This is a genomic window from Streptomyces sp. NPDC107550 (assembly GCF_055639095.1).
Genome location: NZ_JBVKBC010000018.1, coordinates 1 through 23,703, shown reverse-complemented (window position 1 = coordinate 23,703; position 23,703 = coordinate 1). Strand labels below are relative to the sequence as shown.

17 protein-coding genes are annotated in these 23,703 nt (G+C 72.9%); 8 read left to right on the top strand and 9 right to left on the bottom strand.

The window, feature by feature from the left end:
• Positions 1-191: 191 nt before the first annotated feature.
• Positions 192-3,911, bottom strand: coding sequence for an ABC transporter ATP-binding protein (locus tag ACZ7LY_RS22725; protein ID WP_471626486.1), 3,720 nt, complete (start codon positions 3,909-3,911; stop codon positions 192-194).
• Positions 3,912-4,163: 252 nt separating this feature from the next.
• Here ACZ7LY_RS22725 and ACZ7LY_RS22720 point away from each other — a divergent pair, with 252 nt between their 5' ends.
• Positions 4,164-4,967, top strand: a complete 804-nt coding sequence (locus ACZ7LY_RS22720) for an endonuclease I family protein (protein ID WP_471626485.1) — start codon at positions 4,164-4,166, stop codon at positions 4,965-4,967.
• Positions 4,968-5,133: 166 nt separating this feature from the next.
• Complete coding sequence (locus ACZ7LY_RS22715; RefSeq protein WP_471626484.1) at positions 5,134-5,565, top strand: hypothetical protein; 432 nt, start codon at positions 5,134-5,136, stop codon at positions 5,563-5,565.
• A 42-nt stretch (positions 5,566-5,607) separates the two neighbouring features.
• Here ACZ7LY_RS22715 and ACZ7LY_RS22710 read toward each other — a convergent pair whose 3' ends face one another.
• The 4 genes from ACZ7LY_RS22710 to ACZ7LY_RS22695 all read right to left on the bottom strand — a co-directional run bounded on the left by ACZ7LY_RS22710 (position 5,608) and on the right by ACZ7LY_RS22695 (position 10,980).
• Positions 5,608-6,432, bottom strand: coding sequence for a nitrilase-related carbon-nitrogen hydrolase (locus ACZ7LY_RS22710; RefSeq protein ID WP_471626483.1), 825 nt, complete (start codon positions 6,430-6,432; stop codon positions 5,608-5,610).
• 14 nt (positions 6,433-6,446) lie between these two features.
• Complete coding sequence (locus ACZ7LY_RS22705) at positions 6,447-8,120, bottom strand: thiamine pyrophosphate-binding protein (protein WP_471626482.1); 1,674 nt, start codon at positions 8,118-8,120, stop codon at positions 6,447-6,449.
• Between the two features lie 345 nt (positions 8,121-8,465).
• Positions 8,466-9,461, bottom strand: coding sequence for an agmatinase (speB, locus tag ACZ7LY_RS22700; RefSeq protein ID WP_471626481.1), 996 nt, complete (start codon positions 9,459-9,461; stop codon positions 8,466-8,468).
• A gap of 52 nt (positions 9,462-9,513) precedes the next feature.
• On the bottom strand, positions 9,514-10,980 hold the full coding sequence (locus tag ACZ7LY_RS22695) for a sodium:solute symporter family protein (RefSeq protein WP_471626480.1): 1,467 nt from the start codon (positions 10,978-10,980) through the stop codon (positions 9,514-9,516).
• Between the two features lie 204 nt (positions 10,981-11,184).
• Here ACZ7LY_RS22695 and ACZ7LY_RS22690 point away from each other — a divergent pair, with 204 nt between their 5' ends.
• Together ACZ7LY_RS22690 and ACZ7LY_RS22685 are read left to right on the top strand one after the other, a co-directional pair.
• Positions 11,185-12,609, top strand: a complete 1,425-nt coding sequence (locus tag ACZ7LY_RS22690; RefSeq protein ID WP_471626479.1) for a PucR family transcriptional regulator — start codon at positions 11,185-11,187, stop codon at positions 12,607-12,609.
• Positions 12,610-12,773: 164 nt separating this feature from the next.
• Entirely contained in the window at positions 12,774-13,580 is an 807-nt protein-coding gene (locus ACZ7LY_RS22685; protein WP_471626478.1) for a phosphatase, read from the top strand.
• Between the two features lie 38 nt (positions 13,581-13,618).
• Here the strand turns inward: ACZ7LY_RS22685 and ACZ7LY_RS22680 are convergent, their stop codons facing one another.
• From ACZ7LY_RS22680 to ACZ7LY_RS22665, 4 genes are all read right to left on the bottom strand, one after another.
• Complete coding sequence (locus ACZ7LY_RS22680; RefSeq protein ID WP_471626477.1) at positions 13,619-14,605, bottom strand: cation diffusion facilitator family transporter; 987 nt, start codon at positions 14,603-14,605, stop codon at positions 13,619-13,621.
• A 20-nt stretch (positions 14,606-14,625) separates the two neighbouring features.
• A complete protein-coding gene (gene tesB, locus ACZ7LY_RS22675) occupies positions 14,626-15,498 on the bottom strand; it encodes an acyl-CoA thioesterase II (protein ID WP_471626476.1) in 873 nt (290 codons plus the stop codon).
• 35 nt (positions 15,499-15,533) lie between these two features.
• On the bottom strand, positions 15,534-16,691 hold the full coding sequence (locus ACZ7LY_RS22670; RefSeq protein ID WP_471626475.1) for an acyl-CoA dehydrogenase family protein: 1,158 nt from the start codon (positions 16,689-16,691) through the stop codon (positions 15,534-15,536).
• Positions 16,692-16,897: 206 nt separating this feature from the next.
• Positions 16,898-17,509 (bottom strand): SACE_7040 family transcriptional regulator, encoded by a 612-nt coding sequence (locus ACZ7LY_RS22665; RefSeq protein ID WP_471626474.1) that lies wholly within the window; start codon positions 17,507-17,509, stop codon positions 16,898-16,900.
• Positions 17,510-17,595: 86 nt separating this feature from the next.
• Here ACZ7LY_RS22665 and ACZ7LY_RS22660 point away from each other — a divergent pair, with 86 nt between their 5' ends.
• Genes ACZ7LY_RS22660 through ACZ7LY_RS22645 form a run of 4 tightly spaced genes read left to right on the top strand, consistent with a single transcriptional unit; the run spans position 17,596 to position 23,392 of the window.
• Entirely contained in the window at positions 17,596-19,218 is a 1,623-nt protein-coding gene (locus ACZ7LY_RS22660) for a carboxyl transferase domain-containing protein (RefSeq protein ID WP_471626473.1), read from the top strand.
• Positions 19,219-19,267: 49 nt separating this feature from the next.
• Complete coding sequence (locus ACZ7LY_RS22655; protein WP_471626577.1) at positions 19,268-21,274, top strand: acetyl/propionyl/methylcrotonyl-CoA carboxylase subunit alpha; 2,007 nt, start codon at positions 19,268-19,270, stop codon at positions 21,272-21,274.
• Positions 21,271-22,224: a hydroxymethylglutaryl-CoA lyase gene (locus ACZ7LY_RS22650; protein WP_471626472.1), complete on the top strand. Its 954-nt coding sequence runs from the start codon at positions 21,271-21,273 to the stop codon at positions 22,222-22,224. Before ACZ7LY_RS22655 ends, ACZ7LY_RS22650 begins: the two co-directional genes overlap by 4 nt.
• Positions 22,225-22,231: 7 nt before the next feature.
• On the top strand, positions 22,232-23,392 hold the full coding sequence (locus tag ACZ7LY_RS22645; RefSeq protein WP_471626471.1) for an acyl-CoA dehydrogenase family protein: 1,161 nt from the start codon (positions 22,232-22,234) through the stop codon (positions 23,390-23,392).
• Positions 23,393-23,703: the final 311 nt, after the last annotated feature.

The window sequence follows — 23,703 nt, the reverse complement described above, 5'->3', positions numbered from 1 at the left end:
GGTCGGGACGCGGGGTGGTGCCGCGTATGCCGTCTTCCTCACCTCTGCGCACCCTCGCCCTCCTGTCACATCCGTCTCAGCGTACTGGTGTACGACGCGCCGGAGGCCGGGGTGGTTGCCCCCCCGGGCCCCGCCGGACCTCAGGCGCCCGTCAGAGGCAGTGGCCTCGGGCGCCTGCCTCAGGGGTGGCCTCAGGCGGTGGTGTCCGCGCGCTCGGGCGTGCCGAGGAAGGTGTGCCACAGGGTGGCGTACGGGCCCTGCTGCCGCAGGAGTTCGTCGTGCGGGCCGTCCTGGGCGACGCGGCCGTCCGCCATGACGACGACGCGGTCGGCGCGGGCGGCCGTGGTCAGGCGGTGGGCGACGACGAGCGTGGTGCGCTTGCCGGCGATCCGGTCAGTGGCCTGGTTGACCTGGGCCTCGGTGGCGAGGTCGAGGGCGGCGGTCGCCTCGTCGAGGAGCAGGATGTCCGGGTCGACGAGTTCGGCGCGGGCCAGGGCGATGAGCTGGCGCTGGCCCGCCGACAGGTTCCGGCCGCGCTCGGCGACCTCGTGCAGATAGCCGCCGTCGAGCGTGGCGATCATCTCGTGGGCGCCGACCGCGCGGGCCGCCGCCTCGACCTCGGCGTCGCTCGCGTCGGGCCGCCCGTAGGCGATGGCGTCGCGGATCGTGCCGGGGAAGAGGTACGCCTCCTGCGGCACGACCCCGAGCCGGTGCCGGTAGGAGGTGAGGTCGAGGTCGCGCAGGTCCGTGCCGTCGACGGTGACGCGGCCCGAGGTCGGGTCGTAGAACCGCGCGACCAGCTTGACCAGCGTCGACTTGCCCGCGCCCGTCTCGCCGACGAACGCGACGGTCTGCCCGGCCGGGATGCGCAGGTCCACGCCGCTGAGGGCGGCCTCCCCGTCCCCGTACGCGAAGTCGACGTTCTCGAAGGCGATCTCGCCGCGCAGGGAGAGGACGTCGAGGGGTTCGCGGGCGCTCTTGGTGGAGGTCGGCTCGCGCAGCAACTCCTGGATGCGGCCGAGGGAGACGGTGGCCTGCTGGTAGCCGTCGAAGACCTGCGAGAGCTGCTGGACCGGCGCGAAGAACAGGTCGATGTAGAGCAGGTAGGCGACGAGCGCGCCGGTGGTGAGGGTGCCCGCGCCGACCCGGTGTGCGCCCACCATGAGGACGGCGGCGGCGGCCACCGACGACAGGAGCTGTACGAAGGGGAAGTACACGGAGATCAGCCACTGGCCGCGGATGCGGGCCGCGCGGTAGCTCTGGCTGTGCGCGGCGAACCGGCGCCCGCCGTCCCGCTCCCGGCCGAACGCCTGCACGACGCGCAGCCCGGCGACCATCTCCTGGAGTTCGGCGTTGACGACGGAGACCCGCTCACGGGCCAGCTCGTACGCCTTGACGCTCGCGCGGCGGAAGAAGAACGTGCCGATGATCAGCGGCGGCAGCGTGGCGAAGACGACGAGCGCGAGCTGTACGTCGATGACGAGCAGCGCCACCATGATCCCGAAGAAGGTGACGACGGAGACGAACGCGGTGACGAGACCGGTCTGCAGGAACGACGACAGGGCGTCCACGTCCGTCGTCATCCGCGTCATGATCCGGCCGGTCAGCTCGCGCTCGTAGTAGTCGAGGCCGAGCCGCTGGAGCTGCGCGAAGATCTTCAGGCGCAGCGCGTACAGGACCCGCTCGCCGGTGCGGCCGGTCATGCGCGTCTCGCCGATCTGCGCGGCCCACTGCACGAGCACCGCGACGAGCGCGAGCCCGGCCGCCGCCCACACCGCGCCGAGCGCGAGCTTGCTGACGCCCTGGTCGATGCCGTGCCGGATGAGGATGGGCAGCAGCAGCCCGACGCCCGCGTCCACGGCGACGAGCCCGAGGCTGACGAGCAGCGCGGGCCCGAACCCGCGCAGCAGCCTGCGCAGCCCGTACGAGTCCTCGGGCGTGACCGCGCGGACCTCGTCCACGTCGGGGGTGTCGGTGGCCGGGGGCAGCGCGTCGACCTGGCCGAGCAGTTCGGGTGTGGCCGGCATGCCGGTCAGCGCGGTGTCCTTGGGCTCGCGGTCGCCGGTCCACAGCCGGGGCGTGACGCCGCGCTCCGCGTCGAACTCGGCGTCCAGCTCGTCGCGTACGGAGGTGTCCTCTGCGGGCTCGCCGCTCACCCGCGCGGTGTGGCCCGGGGAGGGGGCGCCCAGCTCGTCGGGGTCGGTGAGCAGGCGGCGGTAGAGCGGCGAGCCGGCCTCCAGCTCCGCGTGCGTGCCGATCGCGGCGAGCCGGCCGCCGTCGAGTACGGCGATGCGGTCGGCGAGGTTCAGGGTGGAGCGGCGGTGCGCGATGAGCAGGGTGGTGCGGCCCGCCATGACGTGCGCGAGGGCCTCGTGGATCTCGTGCTCGACGCGGGCGTCGACGGCGGAGGTCGCGTCGTCGAGGACGAGCAGGCGCGGATCGGTGAGCAGGGCGCGGGCGAGCGCGAGGCGCTGGCGCTGGCCGCCGGAGAGGGTCAGGCCGTGCTCGCCGACCTTCGTGGCGTAGCCGTCGGGCAGCTCGGCGATGAACCGGTCGGCCTGCGCGGCCCGGGCCGCCGCCTCCACCTGCTCGTCGGTGGCGTCGGGGACGCCGTAGGCGATGTTCTCGCGGACGGTGGTGGAGAAGAGGAAGGAGTCCTCGGGGACGAGCCCGATGGCCGAGCGCAGCGAGGTGAGCGTCAGCTCGCGCACGTCGTGGCCGCCGACGAGGACGGCGCCGCGCGAGACGTCGTAGAAGCGCGGCAGGAGCAGGGAGACGGTGGACTTGCCGGAGCCGGACGCGCCGACGACGGCGAGGGTCTCCCCGGCGCGGATCTCGAACGACAGGCCGTCGAGTACGGGCTTGTCGGCGCCCGCGTACGCGAAGGACACGTCGTCGAACTCGACGGTCGCGGGCGCGTCGGCGGGCAGGTCCTTGGTGCCGTCGGTGAGGGACGGCTCGGTGTCGACGAGTTCGAGGACGCGCTCGACGCCCGCGCGGGCCTGCTGGCCGACGGTCAGGACGACGGCCAGCATGCGGACCGGGCCGACGAGCTGGGCGAGGTAGGAGGAGAACGCGACGAACGTGCCGAGGGTGACCTGGCCGCGCACCGCGAGCCAGCCGCCGAGCGCCAGCATGGCGACCTGGCCGAGCGCGGGGACGGCCTGGAGGGCGGGGGTGAACTTCGAGTTCAGCCGGATCGTGCGCAGCCGCCCGGCGAACAGCCGCCGCCCGACCTCGCGCAGCTTGCCGGTCTCCTGGTCCTCCTGCCCGAAGCCCTTGACGACGCGGACACCGCTGACCGCGCCGTCCACAACACCGGCGGCGGCGGCGGCCTGCGCCTGCGCGTACCAGGTGGCGGGGTGGAGGCGGGAGCGGCTGCGCCGGGCGATGAACCAGAGGGCGGGGGCGACGGCGAGCGCGACGAGGGTCAGCGGCAGCGACAGCCAGGCCATGATCACCAGGGAGATCAGGAACAGCAGGACGTTGCCGATGGTCATGGGCAGCATGAACAGCAGGCCCTGGATGAGCTGGAGGTCGCTGGTGGCGCGGCCGACGACCTGCCCGGTGGACAGCTCGTCCTGGCGCCGCCCGTCGAGCCGGGTGATCGTGTCGTACATCTCGGTGCGCAGGTCGTGCTGGACGTCGAGCGCGAGCCGGCCGCCGTAGTAGCGGCGCACGTAGGTGAGGGCGTAGACGATGACGGCGGCGCCGATGAGCGCGCCGGCCCAGGGGCCCATGGAGCGGGTGTGGTTCCCGATCACGTCATCGATGATGATCTTCGTGATGAGGGGGACGAGGGCCATGACGGCCATGCCGCCCAGCGAGGCCCCGAGCGCGAGCACGACGTCCTTGGGATAGCGCCAGGCGTATCCCGCGAGCCTGCGTGCCCAGCCCCGATTCTCCGCCACCCTGTGCCGCCTCCACTCGTCGCACCCGCCCGGGACCATGCGGCCCCGCGGCCCTGACCTGCCGAAGGGCCCAACACACGGGGGTACGGATTTCATCCCGCGGCAACAATCGGGCGCGCGGGACGGCACTGCGGCGGGGCTGCCCTACAGATGTCCGCCACACGATCGCCGCACGGCGTTCACCCACTTCCTACGTGTCCATGTCACGCTCCCGGTGGCCACTCAACCCGCGTAGATCGGACGGTCACCCCCATGCCCGGAACGCGCATACGCACCCTCGCCCTCGCCACCTCCGTCGTCCTCGCCGCCCTCACCCTCCCGGCGGCGACCGCGACGGCGTCCTCATCGGCGGCGTCCACCACGTCCCCGTACGACGACACGTACTACAAGGACGCGCTCGGCAAGACCGGCACCGCGCTCAAGTCCTCCCTGCACACCATCATCAAGACGCAGACGACGGTCACGTACGACGGCGTCTGGAACGCCCTCAAGGTCACCGACCAGGACCCGAACAACAGCAACAACGTCATCCTGGTCTACAGCGGCGCCTCCCGCGCCAAGTCACTGAGCGGCGGCAACACCGGCAACTGGAACCGCGAGCACGTCTGGGCCAAGTCCCACGGCGACTTCGGCACCGCGACCGGCCCCGGCACCGACCTGCACCACCTGCGCCCCGAGGACGTCACGGTCAACTCCGTACGCGGCAACAAGGACTTCGACGAGGGCGGCACCGCGGTGGCCAACGGCGGCGGCAGCCGCACCGACGCCGACTCCTTCGAACCCCGCGACGCCGTCAAGGGCGACGTCGCCCGCATGATCCTCTACATGGCGGTCCGCTACGAGGGCGACGACGGCTTCCCCGACCTCGAACCCGACGACAAGGTCGGCAACGGCAGCGCGCCCTACATCGGCAAGCTCTCGGTCCTGAAGAAGTGGAACGACGAGGACCCGCCGGACGCCTTCGAGAAGAACCGCAACGAGGTCATCTACAAGACCTACCAACACAACCGCAACCCCTTCATAGACCACCCGGAATGGGCCGACGCGATCTGGTAGGACGTGCGGGGTACGGGCGCGCCCGGCGCCGGACGGCTCTGTCGCCGGGCGGTGGTAACTGTAAGCAGGGAATGTGCTGCACGGGATCGCTGGTGTGGAGAGGGAGCTTGGTCGGGTTTTCCGGCGGCCCGGACAGGAGCCTGGTACGCCTGTCCTCGTCCACATCGTGGTGACTCCGGACGGCGATCCCGAGGCGTACGCCGGGCGGCTGCGCGCGGTCTTCGCGGCGGTGTTCGCCCTTGCCGCGCACGAGGGCTTCGACGCGGACGACGTGTGCGTGGACACCCTTCCTGACTGGTTCCTCCGGGTCTGCGAGGGCGAGGGCGCCGCCGAGCGGTTCGCCTCCGACGGGCCCTGGGGGATCCAGGACTGGCTTTCCCGCTTCGATCCCGAACTGGAGGCCAGGGGCTGGGAGTTCTGGGACCTGACGCGTTCCGCCGACGACAGTGGGCGGCTGCGGTTGTGGCTGGACACGTGGGGGGAGCCGTTCTTCCCCTGGGAGGAGCTGCGCCGGCTCCTGTACGTCTGCGGCGCGGACTCCGTCGCCGACCCGGTGGTGACCACCTCCGACTCCTGGGCGCGGGAGCAGTCCGTATGAGTGACGATCCCGTGCGCCCGGCCCGGGAGGGTGGGGTCGGGGTCAGGTGCCGTAGAGGTCGGGGCGGCGGTCGGTGAAGACGTTGTTGTGGGGGCCCAGGCGTTTGTCCGTGGCCTCGGTCAGGTCGCAGGGGGCCAGGAGGAGGGCGGGGCCGTCGGTGGGGGCGTGGCCGGCCAGGGGGAAGCCGTCGGGGTCCGTGATGATCGAGCCGCCCGTCCAGCTCACCCCGCGCTCCTCGCCCGCGCGGTCGCAGGCGGCGACGTACATGCGGTTGACGGCGGCGTCGGCCTGGACGCGGACCGCCTCGCCGGGGCGTTCGCCCTCGGGGCGGGGGAACAGCGGCCAGTTGACCGGCGCGCACAGCAGTTGCGTACCGGCCAGCGCGGCGAGGCGGACCCACTCCGGGAACTCCAGGTCGTAGCAGACCATGACGCCGACGCGGCCGACCCCGGCGATGTCGACCACCGGGGGGCGTTCGTCGCCGGGGACGAAGAACTCCTTCTCCGTGCCGAAGAGATGGACCTTGCGGTAGACGGCGCGGACCTCGCCGGCGGGGTCGATGACGACGGCGGAGTTGCGGACCTGGTCCGACGCGTCGAGCTCGGCGAGGCCCGCCACCAGCGTCACCCCGTGGCGGCGGGCGGCGGCGGCCCACGCGGTGACCGTCGGGCCGTCGGCGGGCTCGGCGAGGGCGCGGGCCTCCTCGCGGGAGTCGAAGACGTAACCGCTGTTGGCGAGTTCGGGCAGGACGACGACGCGGGCGCCCCCGTCCGCGGCGGCCTCGATCGCCTCCTCGGCGGCGGCGAGGTTGGCCGCCACCTCCCCTACGCGCAGGGCGAGTTGGGCGCAGGCCACGGTCGTCGTCATCAGAGAGTCCTCACTCATCCCAGGTGCGTCGGGGCGAACATGCGCAGCAGCGCCGGGAGCACCACCACGCGCGGGCCCGGCGCGGCCAGCGCCTTCGCCAGGTCGTCGCGGAGCGCCTCGGGGCTCGTACGGACGGCGGGGACGCCGAAGGACTCGGCGAGCGCCACGTAGTCCGGGCGGGCCAGTTCGGTGGCGGTGGCCTCGCCGAACGCGTCGGTCATGTACTCGCGCAGGATGCCATAGCCGCCGTCGTCGACGATGAGCCAGGTGACGTCCAGGTCGTGCTGGCGGGCGGTGGCCAGCTCCGCGATGGAGTACAGCGCGCCGCCGTCGCCGGAGACCGCGAGGACCGGGGTCGTGGGGTCGGCGACGGCCGCGCCGAGGGCGGCGGGGAAGCCGTAGCCGAGGCCGCCGGCGCCCTGCGCGGAGTGCATCGCGCCGGGCCACGCCGACCAGGCCCAGTACGCGAGGATCGTCATGTCCCAGAAGGACGGCGACCCGGCGGGGAGCGCGTCGCGGACCGAGGCGAGGACCTGCTGCTCCAGGGTGAGGTCCTGCGCGTCGATGCGGTCGCGTACGGCCTTGAGAACCTCGGCCACCCGGGCGGGCGCGTCGGCGTGAGTGCGCTCGGGGACCGTCTCGGCCAGCGCCTGGAGGGCGAGGCGGGCGTCGGCGTGGATGCCGAGCGCGGGGTGGTTGGACTCCAGCTTGCCGGCGTCGGCCTCGATCTGGATGACGCGGCCGCGCGGGGCGAACGTGTGGTAGTTCGAGGAGAGTTCGCCGAGTCCGGAGCCGACGACGAGCAGGACGTCCGCGTCCTCCAGGAAGTCGGTGGTGTGGCGGTCCTCCAGCCACGACCGGAGCGACAGCGGGTGCTCCCAGGGGAAGGCGCCCTTGCCGCCGAAGGTGGTGACGACGGGCGCGTCGATCCGTTCGGCGAGCGCGAGCAGCTTGCCCGCCGCGTCGGCGCGTACGACACCGCCGCCCGCGATGATCGCCGGGCGCTCGGCGCGGGCCAGGAGATCGGCGGCGAGCGCGGTCAGCTCGGGGCGCGGCACGAGGTCGCGGGGGGTCGCGTCCATCGCGGTGACGACGGGCAGCGCGGCGGGGGCGAGCAGTACGTCCTGCGGGATCTCCACCCACACCGGCCCGTGCGGGGCGGTCAGCGCGGACTCCCAGGCGGCGGCGATCGCGGACGGGATCTGGGACTGCGTACGGACGGTGTGGACGGACTTCACGATGTCGCGGAAGGACGCCTGCTGGTCACGCAGCTCGTGCAGATAGCCGTGGCGGCCGCCGCCGAGGCCCGCGGCCGGGACCTGGCTGCCGATGGCGAGCACCGGGGCGGAGGCGGCGGCGGCCTCCTGGAGCGCGGCGAGCGACATGAGGGCGCCGGGGCCCGTGGACAGCAGCAGCGGGGCGACCTCGCCGGTGACGCGGCCGTACGCGTCCGCGGCGAACCCGGCGTTGTTCTCCACGCGGAGTCCGACGTAGCGCAGGTCGGAGCGGCGCAGGGCGTCGAACATGCCGAGGGCGTGCTGGCCGGGGAGGCCGAACACGGTGGACGCGCCGAGTCCTTGCAGCGTCTCCACGACGAGGTCGCCGCCGGTGCGGCCCGGGGGCGGGTTCAGGGCGGCCTCCGTCTGCGCCGGGGTGGGCGTGAGGTCCAGGTCGTGGTCGTGAGTCATACGGGTCCGCCTCCGCGGGGGGTTCGGTGTGCTCGGGGTGGGTTGTTGTGCGAGTTCTCCGGCGGAGGCTGCTTGTAGCTGAGGTCGCGCAGTTCCCCGCGCCCCTGAAGCATGCACTCCGTGCAGCTTCCCCAGGGGAGGAGGTGGCGACGCAGTCGCCCCTCCAGGGGCGCGGGGAACTGCGCGACCAGCCACGACGCGACCGTGAGACGAAAGAACCACCCTAGGGGGCAGCCCCGTGAGGGGCGCGGGGAACTGCGCGACCAGCCACGACGGGCCCGCGGTGCGAGACGTACGGGAGCCCTACGGCGGAGGCGCCGCCCGCCAGGGCAACCGCCCCCAGTGTCACTCGCCCCGAGCGGAAGCGATCTGGCGGGACATGATCGTCGTCAGTTCGTACGCCGTGTGCGACGCGGCCACCGCCGTGATCTCGGCGTGGTCGTACGCTGGCGCGACCTCCACCACGTCCGCCGACACGAGGTTGCAGGAGGCGAGCCCGCGCAGGATCTCCAGCAGCTCGCGGGAGGTCATGCCGCCCGCCTCCGGCGTCCCCGTACCGGGCGCGTGGGCCGGGTCGAGGCAGTCGATGTCGATGGAGATGTACAGCGGGCGGTCGCCGATGCGCTGGCGGAGCTGGTCGGCGACCTCGTCGGCGCCGCGCCGGTAGACGTCCGCCGAGGTCACGATGCCGAAGCCGAGCTTCTCGTCGTCGGTGAGGTCGGACTTGCCGTACAGCGGACCCCGCGTACCGACGTGGGAGAGCGCGGAGGTGTCGAGGATGCCCTCCTCGACGGCGCGGCGGAACGGCGTGCCGTGCGTGTACTCGGCGCCGAAGTACGTGTCCCACGTGTCGAGGTGCGCGTCGAAGTGGAGCAGCGCGACCGGCCCGTGCTTCTTGGCGACCGAGCGCAGCAGCGGCAGCGCGATGGTGTGGTCGCCGCCGAGGGTCATCATGCGGGCGCCGGAGCCGAGCAGGTCGTCGGCGGCGGCCTCGATGGTGTCGACGGCCTCGTTGATGTTGAAGGGGTTGGCCGCGATGTCACCGGCGTCGACGACCTGCGCGAGGGAGAAGGGCGAGCTGTCCTGCGCCGGGTTGTAGGGGCGCAGCAGGCGGCTGGCCTCGCGGATGGCGTTGCCGCCGAAGCGGGCGCCGGGCCGGTAGGAGACGCCGGTGTCGAAGGGGACGCCGACGACGGCGACCTCGGCGGCGGCGACCTCGTCGATGCGGGGCAGGCGGGCGAACGTGGCCGGGCCCGCGTAGCGCGGGATGCGGGAGGAGTCGACCGGGCCGACGGCGCCGGAGGGGCCGTTGGGTACGCGGGGCGTCTCGTTGCTGTTCATGGCGCGCATGCCTTCTTTCGACGGGTCGGCCGGGCCGACGGTGGGTGGGGGGTTACTGGGGGACGGCGACGGGCGCCGTCTCGGGGACGTCGCCGCCGCGGCCCGCGAGCCGGTCGCGCCAGTGGGCGAGGACGGCGGCGTCGGTGGGCTTCGTGGCCAGGGAGACGACGAGGTAGGTGACGAGGGAGGCGCTGAGGCCGTAGTAGACGGGCTCGTTGGCGAGGATGCCGTAGTGGGCCATCAGGCCGATGACGGCGACGCCGCCGACGCAGACGGAGGCGAGCGCCCCGGCGGCGGTGCCGCGCTTCCACAGCAGGCCGCCGAGGATCGGTACGAGGAGTCCGCCGACGAGCAGGTTGTAGGCGACGGTCAGCGCCTCGACGACGTTGTTCAGGGCGATGGCGGTGACGATGGTGGCGGCGCCCATGACGAGGATGAACAGGCGGTTGCCCTTGACCTCGTCGTGGCCGTCGCCGCTGTCGGCGCGGATGCCGCGCAGCCGCTTCCAGATGTCGTTGTTGGCGACGGTGGCGCAGGCGATCAGGGCGCCGGACGAGGTGGACATGACGGCGGCGAGGGCGGCGGCGAGGACGAGTCCGCGTACGCCGACGGGCAGCTCGTCCTTGACGATGCGGGCGAACGCCTCGTCGGCGGTGCCGAGCCCGGTCGGGTACATGACCTTGGCGGCCGTGCCGATGACGGCGCCGCCGATCGCGTACAGCAGGCAGTACACGCCGGAGACGGTGCCGCCCCAGCGGGCGACCTTGTCGGTGCGGGCGGTGAACACGCGCTGCCAGATGTCCTGGCCGATGAGCATGCCGAACGTGTAGATGAGGACGTACGTGAAGATCGTCTCGCCGCCGATGCCCAGCGGGTCGAAGTACGAGGTGGGCAGCTTGGCCTTCATCGCGCTGAAGCCGCCGGCCTTGACGACGGCCACGGGCAGCAGGATCAGCAGCACGCCGATGGTCTTGACGACGAACTGGACCATGTCGGTGATGGTGATGGACCACATGCCGCCGAGCGTCGAGTACGCGACGACGATGGCGCCGCCGATGACGATGGCGAGCGTGCGGGGCACGTCGAAGAGGACGTCGAAGATGGTGGCGTACGCGATGGTGGAGGTGACCGCCAGCATCAGCGTGTACGCCCACATGACGATGCCGGAGATGATCCCGGCGCGGCCCCCGTAGCGCAGGTCCAGCATCTCGGAGACGGTGTAGACCTTCAGCCGGGCGATGCGCGCGGAGAAGAACAGCGACAGGGCGAGGATGCCGAGGCCGATGGTGAACACCATCCAGGCGCCCGACAGGCCGTACTGGTAGCCGAGGCCGACGCCGCCGATGGTGGACGCGCCGCCGAGGACGATGGCGGCCATCGTGCCGGAGTACATGGCGGGGCCGAGCCTGCGGCCCGCGACCAGGAAGTCGCTCTTGGACTTGGCGCGGCGCATGCCCCACCAGCCCATGGCCAGCATGCCGGCCAGATAGGCGACGATCACGATGTAGTCGACGGCCATGGACGACCTCCTTTGCACACCTCGGTGGCGTGTCGTGCGGGGTGGATCCGGCTCGCAAGGCCCCGAGAGGGGGACCTTCGGCGACGGGGACATCCGCCCGTACCCGCGCCCGCCGGTCATGTCCTGACGAATCTAAGTGGCCGAAAAGCAACACAGAAGTGTAAGTTTCCTCCACTCTTCATGAAGCGAGTGGAGGAATCATCCATGCCAGCCTCGCCGGCCCCGGGGGTGCCGCCCACGCCGGGCGTGCCGCTCGCCGGGCTGCTCGCCCGCGCCGACCTCGGCCTGCGCCAGATCGCGGGCCCCGACGCGGGTGACGTACGGGTGTACGGGGCGCACACCTCGGAGCTGCCCGACCCGCGCCCCTATCTGCTCGGCGGGGAGCTGCTGCTCATCGTGGGCGTGCAGGCGAGCGAGGCGGCCTTCGACGCGGGCACGTCCTTCGACACGTACGTACGGCATGTCCGCCAGGCCGGGGCCGCCGCGCTCGGGTTCGGGGTGGCGCCGGTGCACGCGAGCGTGCCGCGGGCGCTGGTCGCGGCCTGCGACCGGCAGGGGCTGCCGCTGGTGGAGGTGCCGCCGCCGACGCCGTTCACGGCGATCGCGCGGGCCGTGTGGGAGCTGATGGCGCAGGCCCGCCACGCGGAGCTGCGCCGGGTCACCGAGGCGCAGCAGGCGCTCGCGTCGGCGGCGGCCAGGCCAGGGCCCGTGCGGGCGGTGCTGCGCCAACTCGCGCAGCGCACCAGCGGGTTCGCCGTCGTCGTCGACGCGGACGGCACCGAGATCGACGCGGTGGGACCGCCCCCGCCGGGCCCGGCGGCGAGCGCCCTGACCGCGCTCACCCAGGTCGTACGGCCCGGCACAAGCCGCCTGCTGCCCACCCCGTCGTCGGCCGCCGACACCGCCGGTGACCTGCACCTTTCGGCGTACGCGCTGAGCACGGGCGGCGCACTCGGGCTCGCCACCCCGGCCCGCACTGCCGGCGACCACACCATCGCGGGCGCGGCCGTCGTCCTGCTGTCGCTGCTCGCCGGGGCGCACCGCTCGGCCGACGACACGCAGCGGGCGGCGGCCCTCGTCGACCTGCTCCTCGGCGCCGACCGCGCGCAGACGGCGAGGGCCCTGCTGGGCACCGGCCGCTGGCGCGTCGTCCACGCCCGCCCGGTCCACCCGGCGACCCCGGCGCCCGCGCTCGGTACGCCACTGAGCGCGCCGGCGCCCGACACGGTGAGGCGGGCGCTGTTCCCGGCCGACCAGGACATCCCCCCGTACGACGGGTGCGCGCTCGGCATCAGCGCGCCGGCCGGGCCCGCCGAACTGCCGCTCGCCGACGCGCAGGCGGCCCGCGCCCTGGCCCGCGCCCGCGCCACCCGCACGGCGGTGGTCCGGCACCGGCCCGACGACGCGCCCGTGCCGACGCTCGCCGCGCTCGACGGGCACCCCCAGCTCGTGGCGACGCTGCGCGCCTGGCTGTCGCTGCACGGGAGCTGGGAGGGCACCGCGCTCGCCCTGAACGTGCACCGCAACACCGTCCGCCAGCGCGTCGCCCGCTGCGCGGAGCTGCTGGAGGCGGACCTGAACGACCCGGACGTACGCATGGAGCTGTGGTTCGCCCTGCGGCACGTGTGACGCTCGCCGCCCGACGAGGACGCGCGCCGCCCGATGCGCTCCCGGCCACCCGATGCGACCCTCGCCGCCCGATGTGACCCTCGCCGCCGACGCGCCCCTCGCCGCCCGATGCGACTCGCGTCGCCCGATCACCGCGCGCCGGGGCGCCCGGGCACAATGGGGCCATGCCGATACCCGGGATCCCCAGCGCCGTGCCCGCCCGCGCCGACCTGATCGCCCACCTGGTGCGCACCCGCATCGCCGGGGACGTGGCGACGCCGCGCGAGAACAACCTCTCCCACTACCGCCGCCTCGCCAACGGCGACCGCCACTACTGGCTGGGCCTGGAACTGGGCGACCGCTGGAGCGACGAGCAGGACGTCCTCGCGGTGATGGCCGAGCGCTGCGGCGTCGTCGACGACCCCGGCCACCGCCACGGCCAGGACACCATCGACCCGGAGCTGACGGTCGCCGCGCTGGAGCGGATGGCGGCCCGGCTGCGCAAGGCGGCCGAGGGCCGCGAGCGGGTGCTGCTGGCCACCGGCCACCCCGGCGGCCTGCTCGACGTGCACCGGGCGACGGCGGTGGCGCTGCGCGCGGCGGGCTGCGAGATCGTGGTGATCCCCGAGGGCCTGGCCACCGAGGAGGGCATGGTCTTCCAGTTCGCCGACGTGGCGATGCTGGAGCGCGGGGCGACCCTGTGGCACACCCACTCCCCCGACCCCATGACCCGCATCCTCGACGCGCTGGAGCACGAGGGCCGCCCCCTGCCCGACCTCGTCGTCGCCGACCACGGCTGGGCGGGCTGCGCGGCCCAGCGCGGCCTGGACTCCGTCGGCTACGCGGACTGCAACGACCCCGCCCTCTTCCTCGGCGAGGCGGAGGGCACGATGCAGGTGACGGTCCCCTTGGACGACCACGTCACGAGCCCCCGCCACTACGACCCGATGACGGCCTACCTCCTCGCCTCGGCGAACCTCCTGGACACCTGAGACGGGGCGCCCGTCACGTCACTCCGGAAGTCCCCGGGTCACCACGGGTTCAGGCCCTCCTCGCGGCGCTGGGCGTAGCCGGGGGTGGGGTCGAGGTAGACGCGGCGGATCGAGGGGAAGCGGTCCTGGAGGCGGCGGGCCGCGTCCTCGCAGGCCCACTCGATCTGGGCGGCCGTGGAGGCGTCGCGGAAGTCGACCTTGGCGGCGACGAGGGCCTCGCGGGGGCCCTGGACGAGGGTGGTCAGCTCCAGGACGTTCTCGACGTGCTCGACGCCCATGAGGAGTTCGCGGATCTCGGCGCGGACGGGCCGGGGCAGCGGGCGGCCGACGAGGAGTTCGGCGTTGGAGCGGCCGAGCACCCACGCCACCCACAGCAGCAGCGCGCCGATGCACAGGGACGCGGCGCCGTCCCAGACGCCGGAGCCGGTGAGGTGCCCGCCGATGACGCCGCCCGCGGCGAGCAGCAGGCCGGCGAGCGCGGCGCTGTCCTCCATGACGACGGCCTTGACGGCGGTGTCGGGCGTGCGGCGCAGGTACGTACGCAGGGGGGCGCGCAGGCGGGCTGCCTCGCCGCGGGCCTGGCGTACGGCGGTGCGCAGGGAGAAGCCTTCGAGGACGAAGGCGACGGCGAGGACGATGTACGAGACGAGCGGGTCGCCGGGTTCCTCGCCGGAGACGAGGGTGTGGATGCCGTCGTAGAGGGAGAAGACGGCGCCGCCGACGAAGGTGGCGACGGCGGCGAGGAGCGCCCAGACGTAGCGTTCGCCGCCGTGGCCGAGGGGGTGGTCCTCGTCGGCGGGTTTCGCGCTGCGTTTGAGTGAGGCGAGCAGCAGCAGTTCGGTGACGGTGTCCGCGAAGGAGTGCGCCGCCTCGGAGAGCATCGCGCTGGAGCCGCTGATGACTCCGGCGACCGCTTTGGCCAGGGCGATGCCCAGATTGGCCGCGGCGGCGACGAGCACCGTGAAGACGCTCTCGCCGCCGCTTTCCTCGTCCTGCTGCCCGGCCGTGTCCACCCGTACGTCCATGTAACGGACCGTATGTCCGATCAGCGGGGAACGCGAACGACGCCCTCCTGGATGACGCTGATCGCCAGCTTGCCGTCCTGCGTGTAGATGCGGGCCTGGCCGAGCCCGCGCCCGCCGGACGCGGACGGCGACTCCTGGTCGTACAGCAGCCACTCGTCGGCGCGGAACGGCCGGTGGAACCACATGGCGTGGTCCAGGGAGGCGCCGACGACGTCGCCGACGGCCCAGCCGCCGCGCCCGTGGGCGAGCAGCACGGAGTCGAGGAGCGTCATGTCGGAGACGTACGTGGCGAGGCAGACGTGCAGCAGGGGGTCGTCGGCGAGCTTGCCGTTGGTGCGGAACCAGACCTGCGAGCGCGGCGGCTGCGGCTCGCCCACGAAGGCGAACGGCGGCGCGTCCACGTACCGCAGGTCGACCGCCTCGCGCGCTTCGAGGAGCCGCCCGACGGTCTCGGGGGCGAGGACGGAACCGGCGTACCGCGGCAGCATCTCGGCGGCGGTCGGCAGCGTCTCGGGGTCGGGCGCGGCCGGCATGTCCGCCTGGTGGTCGAGCCCTTCCTCGTACGTCTGGAAGGACGCGGAGAGGTGGAAGATCGGCTGCCCGTGCTGGATCGCGACAACCCGCCGGGTGGTGAAGGAGCGGCCGTCGCGGATGCGGTCCACGGTGTAGACGATGGGCGCGCCCGGGTCGCCGGCGACGAGGAAGTACGCGTGCAGCGAGTGGGCGAGCCGGTCGGCGGGCACGGTGCGGCCCGCCGCGACCAGCGCCTGCGCGGCGACCTGGCCGCCGAAGACGCGCGGGACGACGGCGGACCTGGACCGGCCGCGGAAGATGTCCTCCTCGATCTGTTCGAGGTCGAGCAGATCGAGGAGGGAATCGAGTGCCTGATGCATGGCGTCAGTTGTATCCGGCAGCGATGTGCGGCGGGTTACAGGCCCATGTTCTTGGCGATGATCGACTTCATGATCTCGCTGGTGCCGCCGTAGATGCGGTTGACGCGGTTGTCCGCGTACAGGCGGGCGATGGGGTACTCGTTCATGAAGCCGTAGCCGCCGTGCAGCTGGAGGCAGCGGTCGATGACGCGGTGGGCGACCTCGGTGCAGAACAGCTTCGCGGAGGCGGCCTCGGCGGCGGTCAGCTCACCGGCGTCCAGCGCTTCGAGGGCGCGGTCGGCGACGGCCTCGGCGGCGTCCACCTCGGCCTGGCAGGCGGCCAGCTCGAACTTGGTGTTCTGGAAGGACGCGACCGGCTTGCCGAAGACGGTGCGGTCCTGCACGTACTGCTTGGCGAACTGGACGGCGGCCTTGGCCTGCGCGTACGCGCCGTAGGCGATGCCCCAGCGCTCGGAGGGCAGGTTGCTGCCGAGGTAGTAGAAGCCCTTGTTCTCCTCGCCGAGCAGGTCCTCGGCGGGCACCTTCACGTCGACGAACGCCAGCTCGGCGGTGTCGGAGGTGCGCAGGCCCAGCTTGTCGAGCTTGCGGCCGAGGGAGTAGCCCTCGGACTTGGTGTCGACGGCGAACAGGGAGATGCCGTGGCGGCGGTCATCGGCGGTCGGCGCGGCGGTGCGGGCGCAGACGATGACGCGGTCGGCGTGGACGCCGCCGGTGATGAAGGTCTTGGAGCCGTTGAGGACGTAGTGCGTGCCGTCCTCGGAGAGCTTGGCGGTGGTCTTCATGCCCGCGAGGTCGGAGCCGGTGCCCGGCTCGGTCATGGCGAGCGCCCACATCTCCTCGCCGGAGACGAACTTCGGCAGGTAGCGCTTCTTCTGCTCGTCGGTGGCGAGCATCTTGATGTACGGCAGGGCGAGCAGCACGTGGACGCCGGAGCCGCCGAAGGAGACGCCGGCGCGGGCGGTCTCCTCGTACTGGATGGCCTCGAACTTGTGGGTGTCGAGACCGGCGCCGCCGAACTCCTCCGGCACGTTGATGCCGAACAGGCCGAGGTCGGCCATCTTGGAGTACAGCTCGCGCGGGACGATGCCCTGCTGGAACCACTCGTCGTAGTGCGGGACGACCTCGGCCTCGATGAAGGCGCGCAGGGTGTCCCGGAACGCCTCGTGGTCTTCGTCAAAAACGGTACGGCGCACGGAGAACTCTCCCTCTACGACGGTTGCGCATCCAGAAAGCAGCACGACTAAGCGCTTGCTCATACGTACGTTACCGGCCGGTCACCGCACCGTCCAGAGATACAGGTCACGCCTGGGCGCGGGCCGCCCCGACCTCCCGGGCGCGGGTCACCGGCGGGCGCGGGTCACCGGCGGGCGCGGGTCACCGGCCGCCCCCGGGCGCGGGGTCACCCGGTCGGCGCCTCCGGCGCGGAGGCCGCCGCGGCGAACGCGCCCCGGGCCAGCCGGTGCAGGATCGTGGCGGTGGCCGCCCGACCCGGCAGGGACCCGGGCCGGCTCAGGTGCGGCGTGGAGTTCAGCAGGCCGAACACAGCGTGCACGGCCACGCGCGCGTGGCTCTCCCCGAGCCCCGGGTAGACCTTGCGCACCGCCTCCACCCACAGCTCGACGTACTGCCGCTGCAACTGCCGTACGAGCTTGCGGTCGCTGTCCCGCAGGCGGTCCAGCTCACGGTCGTGCAGGATGATCAGGTCCCGGTCGTCGAGGGCGAAGTCGATGTGCCCCTCGATGAGCGAGTCGAGCAGCGCCTCGGGGCCGCCCCCGTCCTCGGCGACGCGCCGCTTGGCGCCCGTCATCAACTGTCCGCTGATCCCGACGAGCAGCTCCGCCAGCATCGCGTCCTTGCCCGCGAAGTGCCGGTACAGGCCGGGGCCGCTGATGCCGACCGCGGCGCCTATCTCGTCGACCCCCACGCCATGGAAGCCGCGCTCGGCGAACAGCCGCGCCGCCTCCTTGAGGATCTGCTCACGCCGCGTCGGCGCGTCGGTTCTGGTGGCCATGAAATCAATTCTAGACAGCGAGGTTAGCGACCGTTAACCTGAACGCGGATCGGTTAACGCTCATTAACCTGTGAGGGGACCGCAGGATGCACGAGGCACCGGAGCTGACGAGCGCGGCAGACCCCGCGTCGGACGCCTGGCGGGCCAATGAGGCGGCCCACCGGACGCTCGGCGAGGAGCTGCGCGCCAAGCTCGCCGCGGCCCGGCTCGGCGGCGGCGAGAAGGCCCGCGCCCGGCACACCGCGCGCGGCAAGCTGCTGCCGCGCGAGCGGGTGGACGCGCTGCTCGACCCGGGCTCGCCGTTCCTGGAGCTGGCGCCGCTGGCCGCGGACGGCATGTACGACGGCCAGGCGCCCGCCGCGGGGGTGATCGCGGGCATCGGCCGGATCAGCGGCCGCACCTGCGTGATCGTGGCGAACGACGCGACCGTCAAGGGCGGCACGTACTACCCGATGACGGTGAAGAAGCACCTGCGCGCCCAGGAGGTCGCGCTGGAGAACAGACTGCCCTGCGTCTACCTCGTGGACTCCGGCGGCGCGTTCCTGCCGATGCAGGACGAGGTCTTCCCCGACCGCGAGCACTTCGGGCGGATCTTCTACAACCAGGCGCGGATGTCCGGCGCCGGCATCCCGCAGATCGCGGCCGTCCTCGGCTCCTGCACGGCGGGCGGGGCGTACGTCCCGGCGATGAGCGACGAGGCGGTGATCGTGCGGAACCAGGGCACGATCTTCCTCGGCGGCCCCCCGCTGGTGAAGGCGGCGACCGGCGAGGTCGTCACGGCGGAGGAGCTGGGCGGCGGCGAGGTCCACTCCCGGATCTCCGGCGTCACCGACCATCTGGCCGAGGACGACGCGCACGCGCTGCGCATCGTGCGCACCATCGTCTCCACGCTCCCCGAGCGCGGCCCGCTGCCGTGGTCCGTGCGCGCGGCGATCGAGCCGAAGGTGGATCCGGCCGGCCTGTACGGGGCGGTGCCGGTCGACTCACGCACGCCGTACGACGTACGGGAGGTCATCGCGCGCGTGGTGGACGGTTCCCGGTTCGCGGAGTTCAAGGCGGAGTACGGGCAGACGCTGGTCACCGGCTTCGCCCATGTGCACGGCCACCCGGTCGGCATCGTCGCCAACAACGGCATCCTGTTCGCCGAGTCCGCGCAGAAGGGCGCCCACTTCATCGAGCTGTGCGACCAGCGCGGCATCCCCCTGCTGTTCCTGCAGAACATCTCGGGGTTCATGGTCGGCAAGGACTACGAGGCGGGCGGCATCGCCAAGCACGGCGCCAAGATGGTCACCGCCGTCGCCTGCACCCGCGTGCCCAAGCTGACGGTGGTCGTCGGCGGCTCCTACGGCGCGGGCAACTACTCGATGTGCGGCCGGGCCTACAGCCCCCGCTTCCTGTGGATGTGGCCCGGCGCCAAGATCTCCGTCATGGGCGGCGAGCAGGCCGCGTCCGTCCTCGCCACCGTCAAGCGCGACCAGCTCGAGGCGCGCGGCGAGCAGTGGTCCGACGAGGACGAGACGGCGTTCAAGGCGCCGATCCGCGCCCAGTACGAGACCCAGGGCAGCGCCTACTACGCGACGGCCCGGCTCTGGGACGACGGGGTGATCGACCCGATGGAGACCCGGCAGGTCGTCGGCCTCGCCCTGACCGCCTGTGCCCACGCGCCCCTGCCGGAGAAGTCCGGCGGCTTCGGCGTCTTCCGGATGTGAGGGGAGGGACGAGATGAGCACGACCAGCACAGACACGACCAGCACAGACATGTTCGAGACGGTCCTCGTGGCCAACCGGGGCGAGATCGCCGTCCGCGTGATCCGCACCCTGCGGGCGCTCGGCATCCGCGCGGTGGCCGTCTACAGCGACGCGGACGCGGACGCCCGCCATGTGCGCGAGGCCGACGAGGCGGTGCGCATCGGGCCGCCGCCCGCCTCCGAGAGCTATCTCGCGGTGGACCGCATCCTGGAGGCGGCGGCCCGCACGGGCGCCCAGGCGGTGCACCCGGGCTACGGCTTCCTCGCGGAGAACGCGGAGTTCGCGCGGGCCTGCGAGACGGCCGGCCTGGTCTTCATCGGGCCGTCCGCCGACGCCATCGCCCTGATGGGCGACAAGATCCGCGCCAAGGAGACCGTCCGGGAGGCGGGCGTCCCCGTCGTCCCCGGCGGCCGCGACCCCGAGCTCGCCGAGGCGGCCCGGGAGCTGGGCGCGCCCGTGCTGCTCAAGCCGTCGGCGGGCGGCGGCGGCAAGGGCATGCGCCTGGTGCGGGACCTGAGCACGCTGGAGGAGGAGATCGCGGCGGCGCGGCGCGAGGCGCGGGCCTCGTTCGGCGACGACACGCTGCTGGTGGAGCGGTGGATCGACAGCCCCCGGCACATCGAGATCCAGGTCCTCGCCGACGCCCACGGCCACGTGGTGCATCTGGGCGAGCGCGAGTGCTCGCTCCAGCGCCGCCACCAGAAGGTCATCGAGGAGGCGCCGAGCGTCCTGCTCGACGAGGAGACGCGGGCCGCGATGGGCGCGGCGGCGGTCGAGGCGGCCCGCTCCTGCGGCTACCGGGGCGCGGGCACCGTGGAGTTCATCGTCCCCGGCGGCGACCCGTCCGCGTACTGCTTCATGGAGATGAACACGCGGCTCCAGGTCGAGCACCCGGTCACCGAGCTGATCACCGGCATCGACCTCGTGGAGTGGCAGGTGCGGGTCGCGGCGGGCGAGCCGCTGCCGTTCACGCAGGACGACATCACGCTCACCGGGCACGCCGTGGAGGCGCGGCTGTGCGCGGAGACCGTCTCCGTCAAGGAGGGCGCGCGCGGCTTCCTGCCCTCGGGCGGCACGGTCCTCGCCCTGCGCGAGCCCGAGGGCGACGGTGTGCGCACCGACTCCGGGCTCACCGAGGGCACCGAGGTCTCCTCGCTGTACGACCCGATGCTGGCGAAGGTCATCGCGTACGGCCCCGACCGGGCGACCGCGCTGCGCCGGCTGCGCGCGGCCCTGGCCCGTACAGTGACGCTGGGCGTGCCGACGAACGCCGGGTTCCTGCGCCGCCTGCTGGCCCATCCGGCGGTGGTGGCGGGCGAGTTGGACACCGGGCTCGTGGAGCGGGACCTCGACGCGCTGGTCGCCACCGAGGTGCCGGCCGGGGTGTACGCGGCGGCGGGCGCCCTGCGCCATGAGCGGCTGCGGCCGGCCGAGGACGCGGGGTGGGTGGACCCGTTCGCGCGGCCGGACGGCTGGCGGCTGGGCGGGCAGGTGGCCGACGCGGTGTTCCCACTGAAGGTGCCCGGCCACGATCCGGTCGAGGTGCGGGTGCGCGGTACGCGGATCCTGGTCGACGGCGAGCCGACGGCCCCGGCGCGGGTCACGGCGGCGGCGGGCGGCTGGCTGGCCCTCGACGGCGACGCGTGGCACGTCCAGGACCACGACCCGGTGGCGGCGAGTCTGAGCGGCGCGGGCGCGGGCGGCGCGGGTTCGCTCACCGCCCCGATGCCCGGCACGGTGACCGTGGTGAAGGTGGCCGTGGGCGACGAAGTGGCGGCGGGCCAGAGCCTGTTGGTGGTCGAGGCGATGAAGATGGAGCACATGATCACGGCTCCGCACGCGGGCGTGGTCACGGAGCTGGACGTCAGCCCCGGCACGACGGTGGCGATGGACCAGGTCCTCGCCGTGGTCGACCCGGCGGACCCGGGTGCGTCCGGACCCGGCGCGCCCGGCCCCCGGTCGTCCGGCTCCCAGGCATCCGAATCGGCTCCGCGCGGTGAGGGGGCGACGGCATGACGAGCGGCCTGCCCATGAGGTTCCCGGACCCGGAGCTGCCCGCGCGGGTGCGCATCCACGAGGTCGGCGCCCGCGACGGCTTGCAGAACGAGAAGACGACCGTGGCGACCGAGGTGAAGGCCGAGTTCGTGCACCGCCTTGCGGGCGCGGGCCTGACCACGGTCGAGGCGACCAGCTTCGTGCACCCCAAATGGGTGCCCCAACTGGCGGACGCGGAAGCCCTGTTCCCGCTCCTGTCCGACCTGGAGGGCGTCGCACTGCCGGTCCTCGTACCGAACGAGCGGGGCCTGGACCGGGCGCTCGCGCTCGGCGCGGACCGCATCGCCGTGTTCGCAAGCGCCACGGAGTCCTTCGCCAAGGCCAATCTGAACCGGACGGTGGCCGAGTCGCTGGCCGCGTTCGCGCCGGTCGTGGCCCGCGCCAAGGAGAGCGGCGCGCACGTGCGCGGCTATCTGTCGATGTGCTTCGGCGACCCGTGGGAAGGCGCGGTGCCGCTCGCGCAGGTCGTCTCCGTCGCCCGCGCGCTGCGCGACATGGGCTGCGACGAGCTGAGCCTCGGCGACACGATCGGCGTGGCCACGCCCGGGCATGTGGGGGCGCTGCTGACGCGGCTCGTCGAGGAGGGCGTGCCGGTCGGGGAGATCGGCGTGCACTTCCACGACACGTACGGGCAGGCCCTGTCCAACACGCTGGCGGCGCTGCGGCACGGCGTCACCACCGTCGACGCGTCGGCGGGCGGCCTCGGCGGCTGCCCGTACGCCAAGAGCGCCACCGGCAATCTCGCCACCGAGGACCTCGTCTGGATGCTCGACGGGCTCGGCGTCGAGACCGGGGTCGACCTCGGCCGTCTCACCGCCACGAGCAGGTGGATGGCCACGCAGTTGGGCCGGCCGAGTCCGTCCCGCACCGTTCGCGCCCTGTCATCGCAGGCCCAGGACCAGGAGCAGTGAGACACCCATGGACCACCACCTCACCCACGAGCACGAGGAACTGAGGCGCATCGTCGAGGAGTTCGCGCACGACGTGGTCGCGCCGAAGATCGGCGACTTCTACGAGCGGCATGAGTTCCCGTACGAGATCGTGCGCGAGATGGGCCGCATGGGCCTGTTCGGGCTGCCCTTCCCCGAGGAGTACGGGGGCATGGGCGGCGACTATCTGGCGCTCGGCATCGCCCTGGAGGAGCTGGCCCGCGTCGACTCGTCGGTCGCCATCACCCTGGAGGCGGGTGTCTCGCTCGGCGCGATGCCGCTGCACCTGTTCGGCACCGAGGAGCAGAAGCGGGAGTGGCTGCCGCGGCTGTGCTCGGGCGAGATCCTCGGCGCGTTCGGCCTGACGGAGCCGGAGGCGGGCTCGGACGCGGGCGGCACGCGCACGACGGCCGTACGGGACGAGGCCACCGGCGACTGGGTGATCAACGGCACGAAGTGCTTCATCACCAACTCCGGTACGGACATCACGGGCCTGGTCACGGTGACGGCGGTGACGGGGCGCACGGCGGACGGCAAGCCGCGCATCTCCTCGATCATCGTGCCGTCGGGGACGCCCGGATTCACGGTCGCGGCCCCGTACTCCAAGGTCGGGTGGAACGCGTCGGACACGCGGGAGCTGCACTTCGACGACGTGCGCGTGCCCGCGGCGAACCTGCTGGGCGAGGAGGGGCGCGGGTTCGCCCAGTTCCTGCGGATCCTCGACGAGGGGCGGGTGGCGATCTCGGCGCTGGCGACGGGGCTGGCGCAGGGCTGTGTGGACGAGTCCGTGAAGTACGCGAAGGAACGGCGGGCGTTCGGGCGGGCCATCGGGGGGTATCAGGCGATCCAGTTCAAGATCGCGGACATGGAGATGAAGGCGTATACCGCGCGGCTGGCGTGGCGGGACGCGGCGTCTCGGCTGGTCGCCGGGGAGCCGTTCAAGAAGGAGGCGGCGCTGGCGAAGCTGTACTCGTCGACTGTCGCCGTGGACAACGCGCGTGAGGCGACGCAGATCCACGGGGGTTATGGGTTCATGAATGAGTATCCCGTGGCCCGGATGTGGCGGGATTCCAAGATTCTGGAGATCGGGGAGGGGACGAGCGAGGTTCAGCGCATGCTCGTGGCCCGAGAGCTGGGCCTGCCTTCCTGACCCGGGGTTCGTCAGGCAGCCGGGTGGCTCCGCCGGTGGGTGACCTCGGCTTTCGTCGTGGCCGATCGCGCAGTTCCCCGCGCCCCTAGGTAAGTGGGTGGCCCCGCCCGGTGGGTCACCTCGACATTCGTCGTGGCTGATCGCGCAGTTCCCCGCGCCCCTAGGTGAGTGGGTGGCCCCGCCCGGTGGGTCACCTCGACATTCGTCGTGGCTTGGCGCGCAGTTCCCCGCGCCCCTGGAGGCGGGGCTTCGCCCCAGCCTCCCCCGATAGAGGTAGCGCACGCAGTGCGCACCGAAGGGGCGCGGGGAAC

What these genes read in the sequence shown, in the direction of transcription:
- ACZ7LY_RS22655 (WP_471626577.1), top strand. Translation starts at nt 19,268, where the DNA reads ATGTTCGAGACGGTCCTCGTGGCCAACCGGGGCGAGATCGCCGTCCGC.
- ACZ7LY_RS22645 (WP_471626471.1), top strand. Translation starts at nt 22,232, where the DNA reads ATGGACCACCACCTCACCCACGAGCACGAGGAACTGAGGCGCATCGTC.
- ACZ7LY_RS22720 (WP_471626485.1), top strand. Translation starts at nt 4,164, where the DNA reads ATGCCCGGAACGCGCATACGCACCCTCGCCCTCGCCACCTCCGTCGTC.
- ACZ7LY_RS22710 (WP_471626483.1), bottom strand. Translation starts at nt 6,432, where the DNA reads ATGACGACGACCGTGGCCTGCGCCCAACTCGCCCTGCGCGTAGGGGAG.
- ACZ7LY_RS22705 (WP_471626482.1), bottom strand. Translation starts at nt 8,120, where the DNA reads ATGACTCACGACCACGACCTGGACCTCACGCCCACCCCGGCGCAGACG.
- ACZ7LY_RS22690 (WP_471626479.1), top strand. Translation starts at nt 11,185, where the DNA reads ATGCCAGCCTCGCCGGCCCCGGGGGTGCCGCCCACGCCGGGCGTGCCG.
- ACZ7LY_RS22650 (WP_471626472.1), top strand. Translation starts at nt 21,271, where the DNA reads ATGACGAGCGGCCTGCCCATGAGGTTCCCGGACCCGGAGCTGCCCGCG.
- speB (WP_471626481.1), bottom strand. Translation starts at nt 9,461, where the DNA reads ATGAACAGCAACGAGACGCCCCGCGTACCCAACGGCCCCTCCGGCGCC.
- ACZ7LY_RS22680 (WP_471626477.1), bottom strand. Translation starts at nt 14,605, where the DNA reads ATGGACGTACGGGTGGACACGGCCGGGCAGCAGGACGAGGAAAGCGGC.
- ACZ7LY_RS22695 (WP_471626480.1), bottom strand. Translation starts at nt 10,980, where the DNA reads ATGGCCGTCGACTACATCGTGATCGTCGCCTATCTGGCCGGCATGCTG.
- ACZ7LY_RS22660 (WP_471626473.1), top strand. Translation starts at nt 17,596, where the DNA reads ATGCACGAGGCACCGGAGCTGACGAGCGCGGCAGACCCCGCGTCGGAC.
- tesB (WP_471626476.1), bottom strand. Translation starts at nt 15,498, where the DNA reads ATGCATCAGGCACTCGATTCCCTCCTCGATCTGCTCGACCTCGAACAG.
- ACZ7LY_RS22665 (WP_471626474.1), bottom strand. Translation starts at nt 17,509, where the DNA reads ATGGCCACCAGAACCGACGCGCCGACGCGGCGTGAGCAGATCCTCAAG.
- ACZ7LY_RS22685 (WP_471626478.1), top strand. Translation starts at nt 12,774, where the DNA reads ATGCCGATACCCGGGATCCCCAGCGCCGTGCCCGCCCGCGCCGACCTG.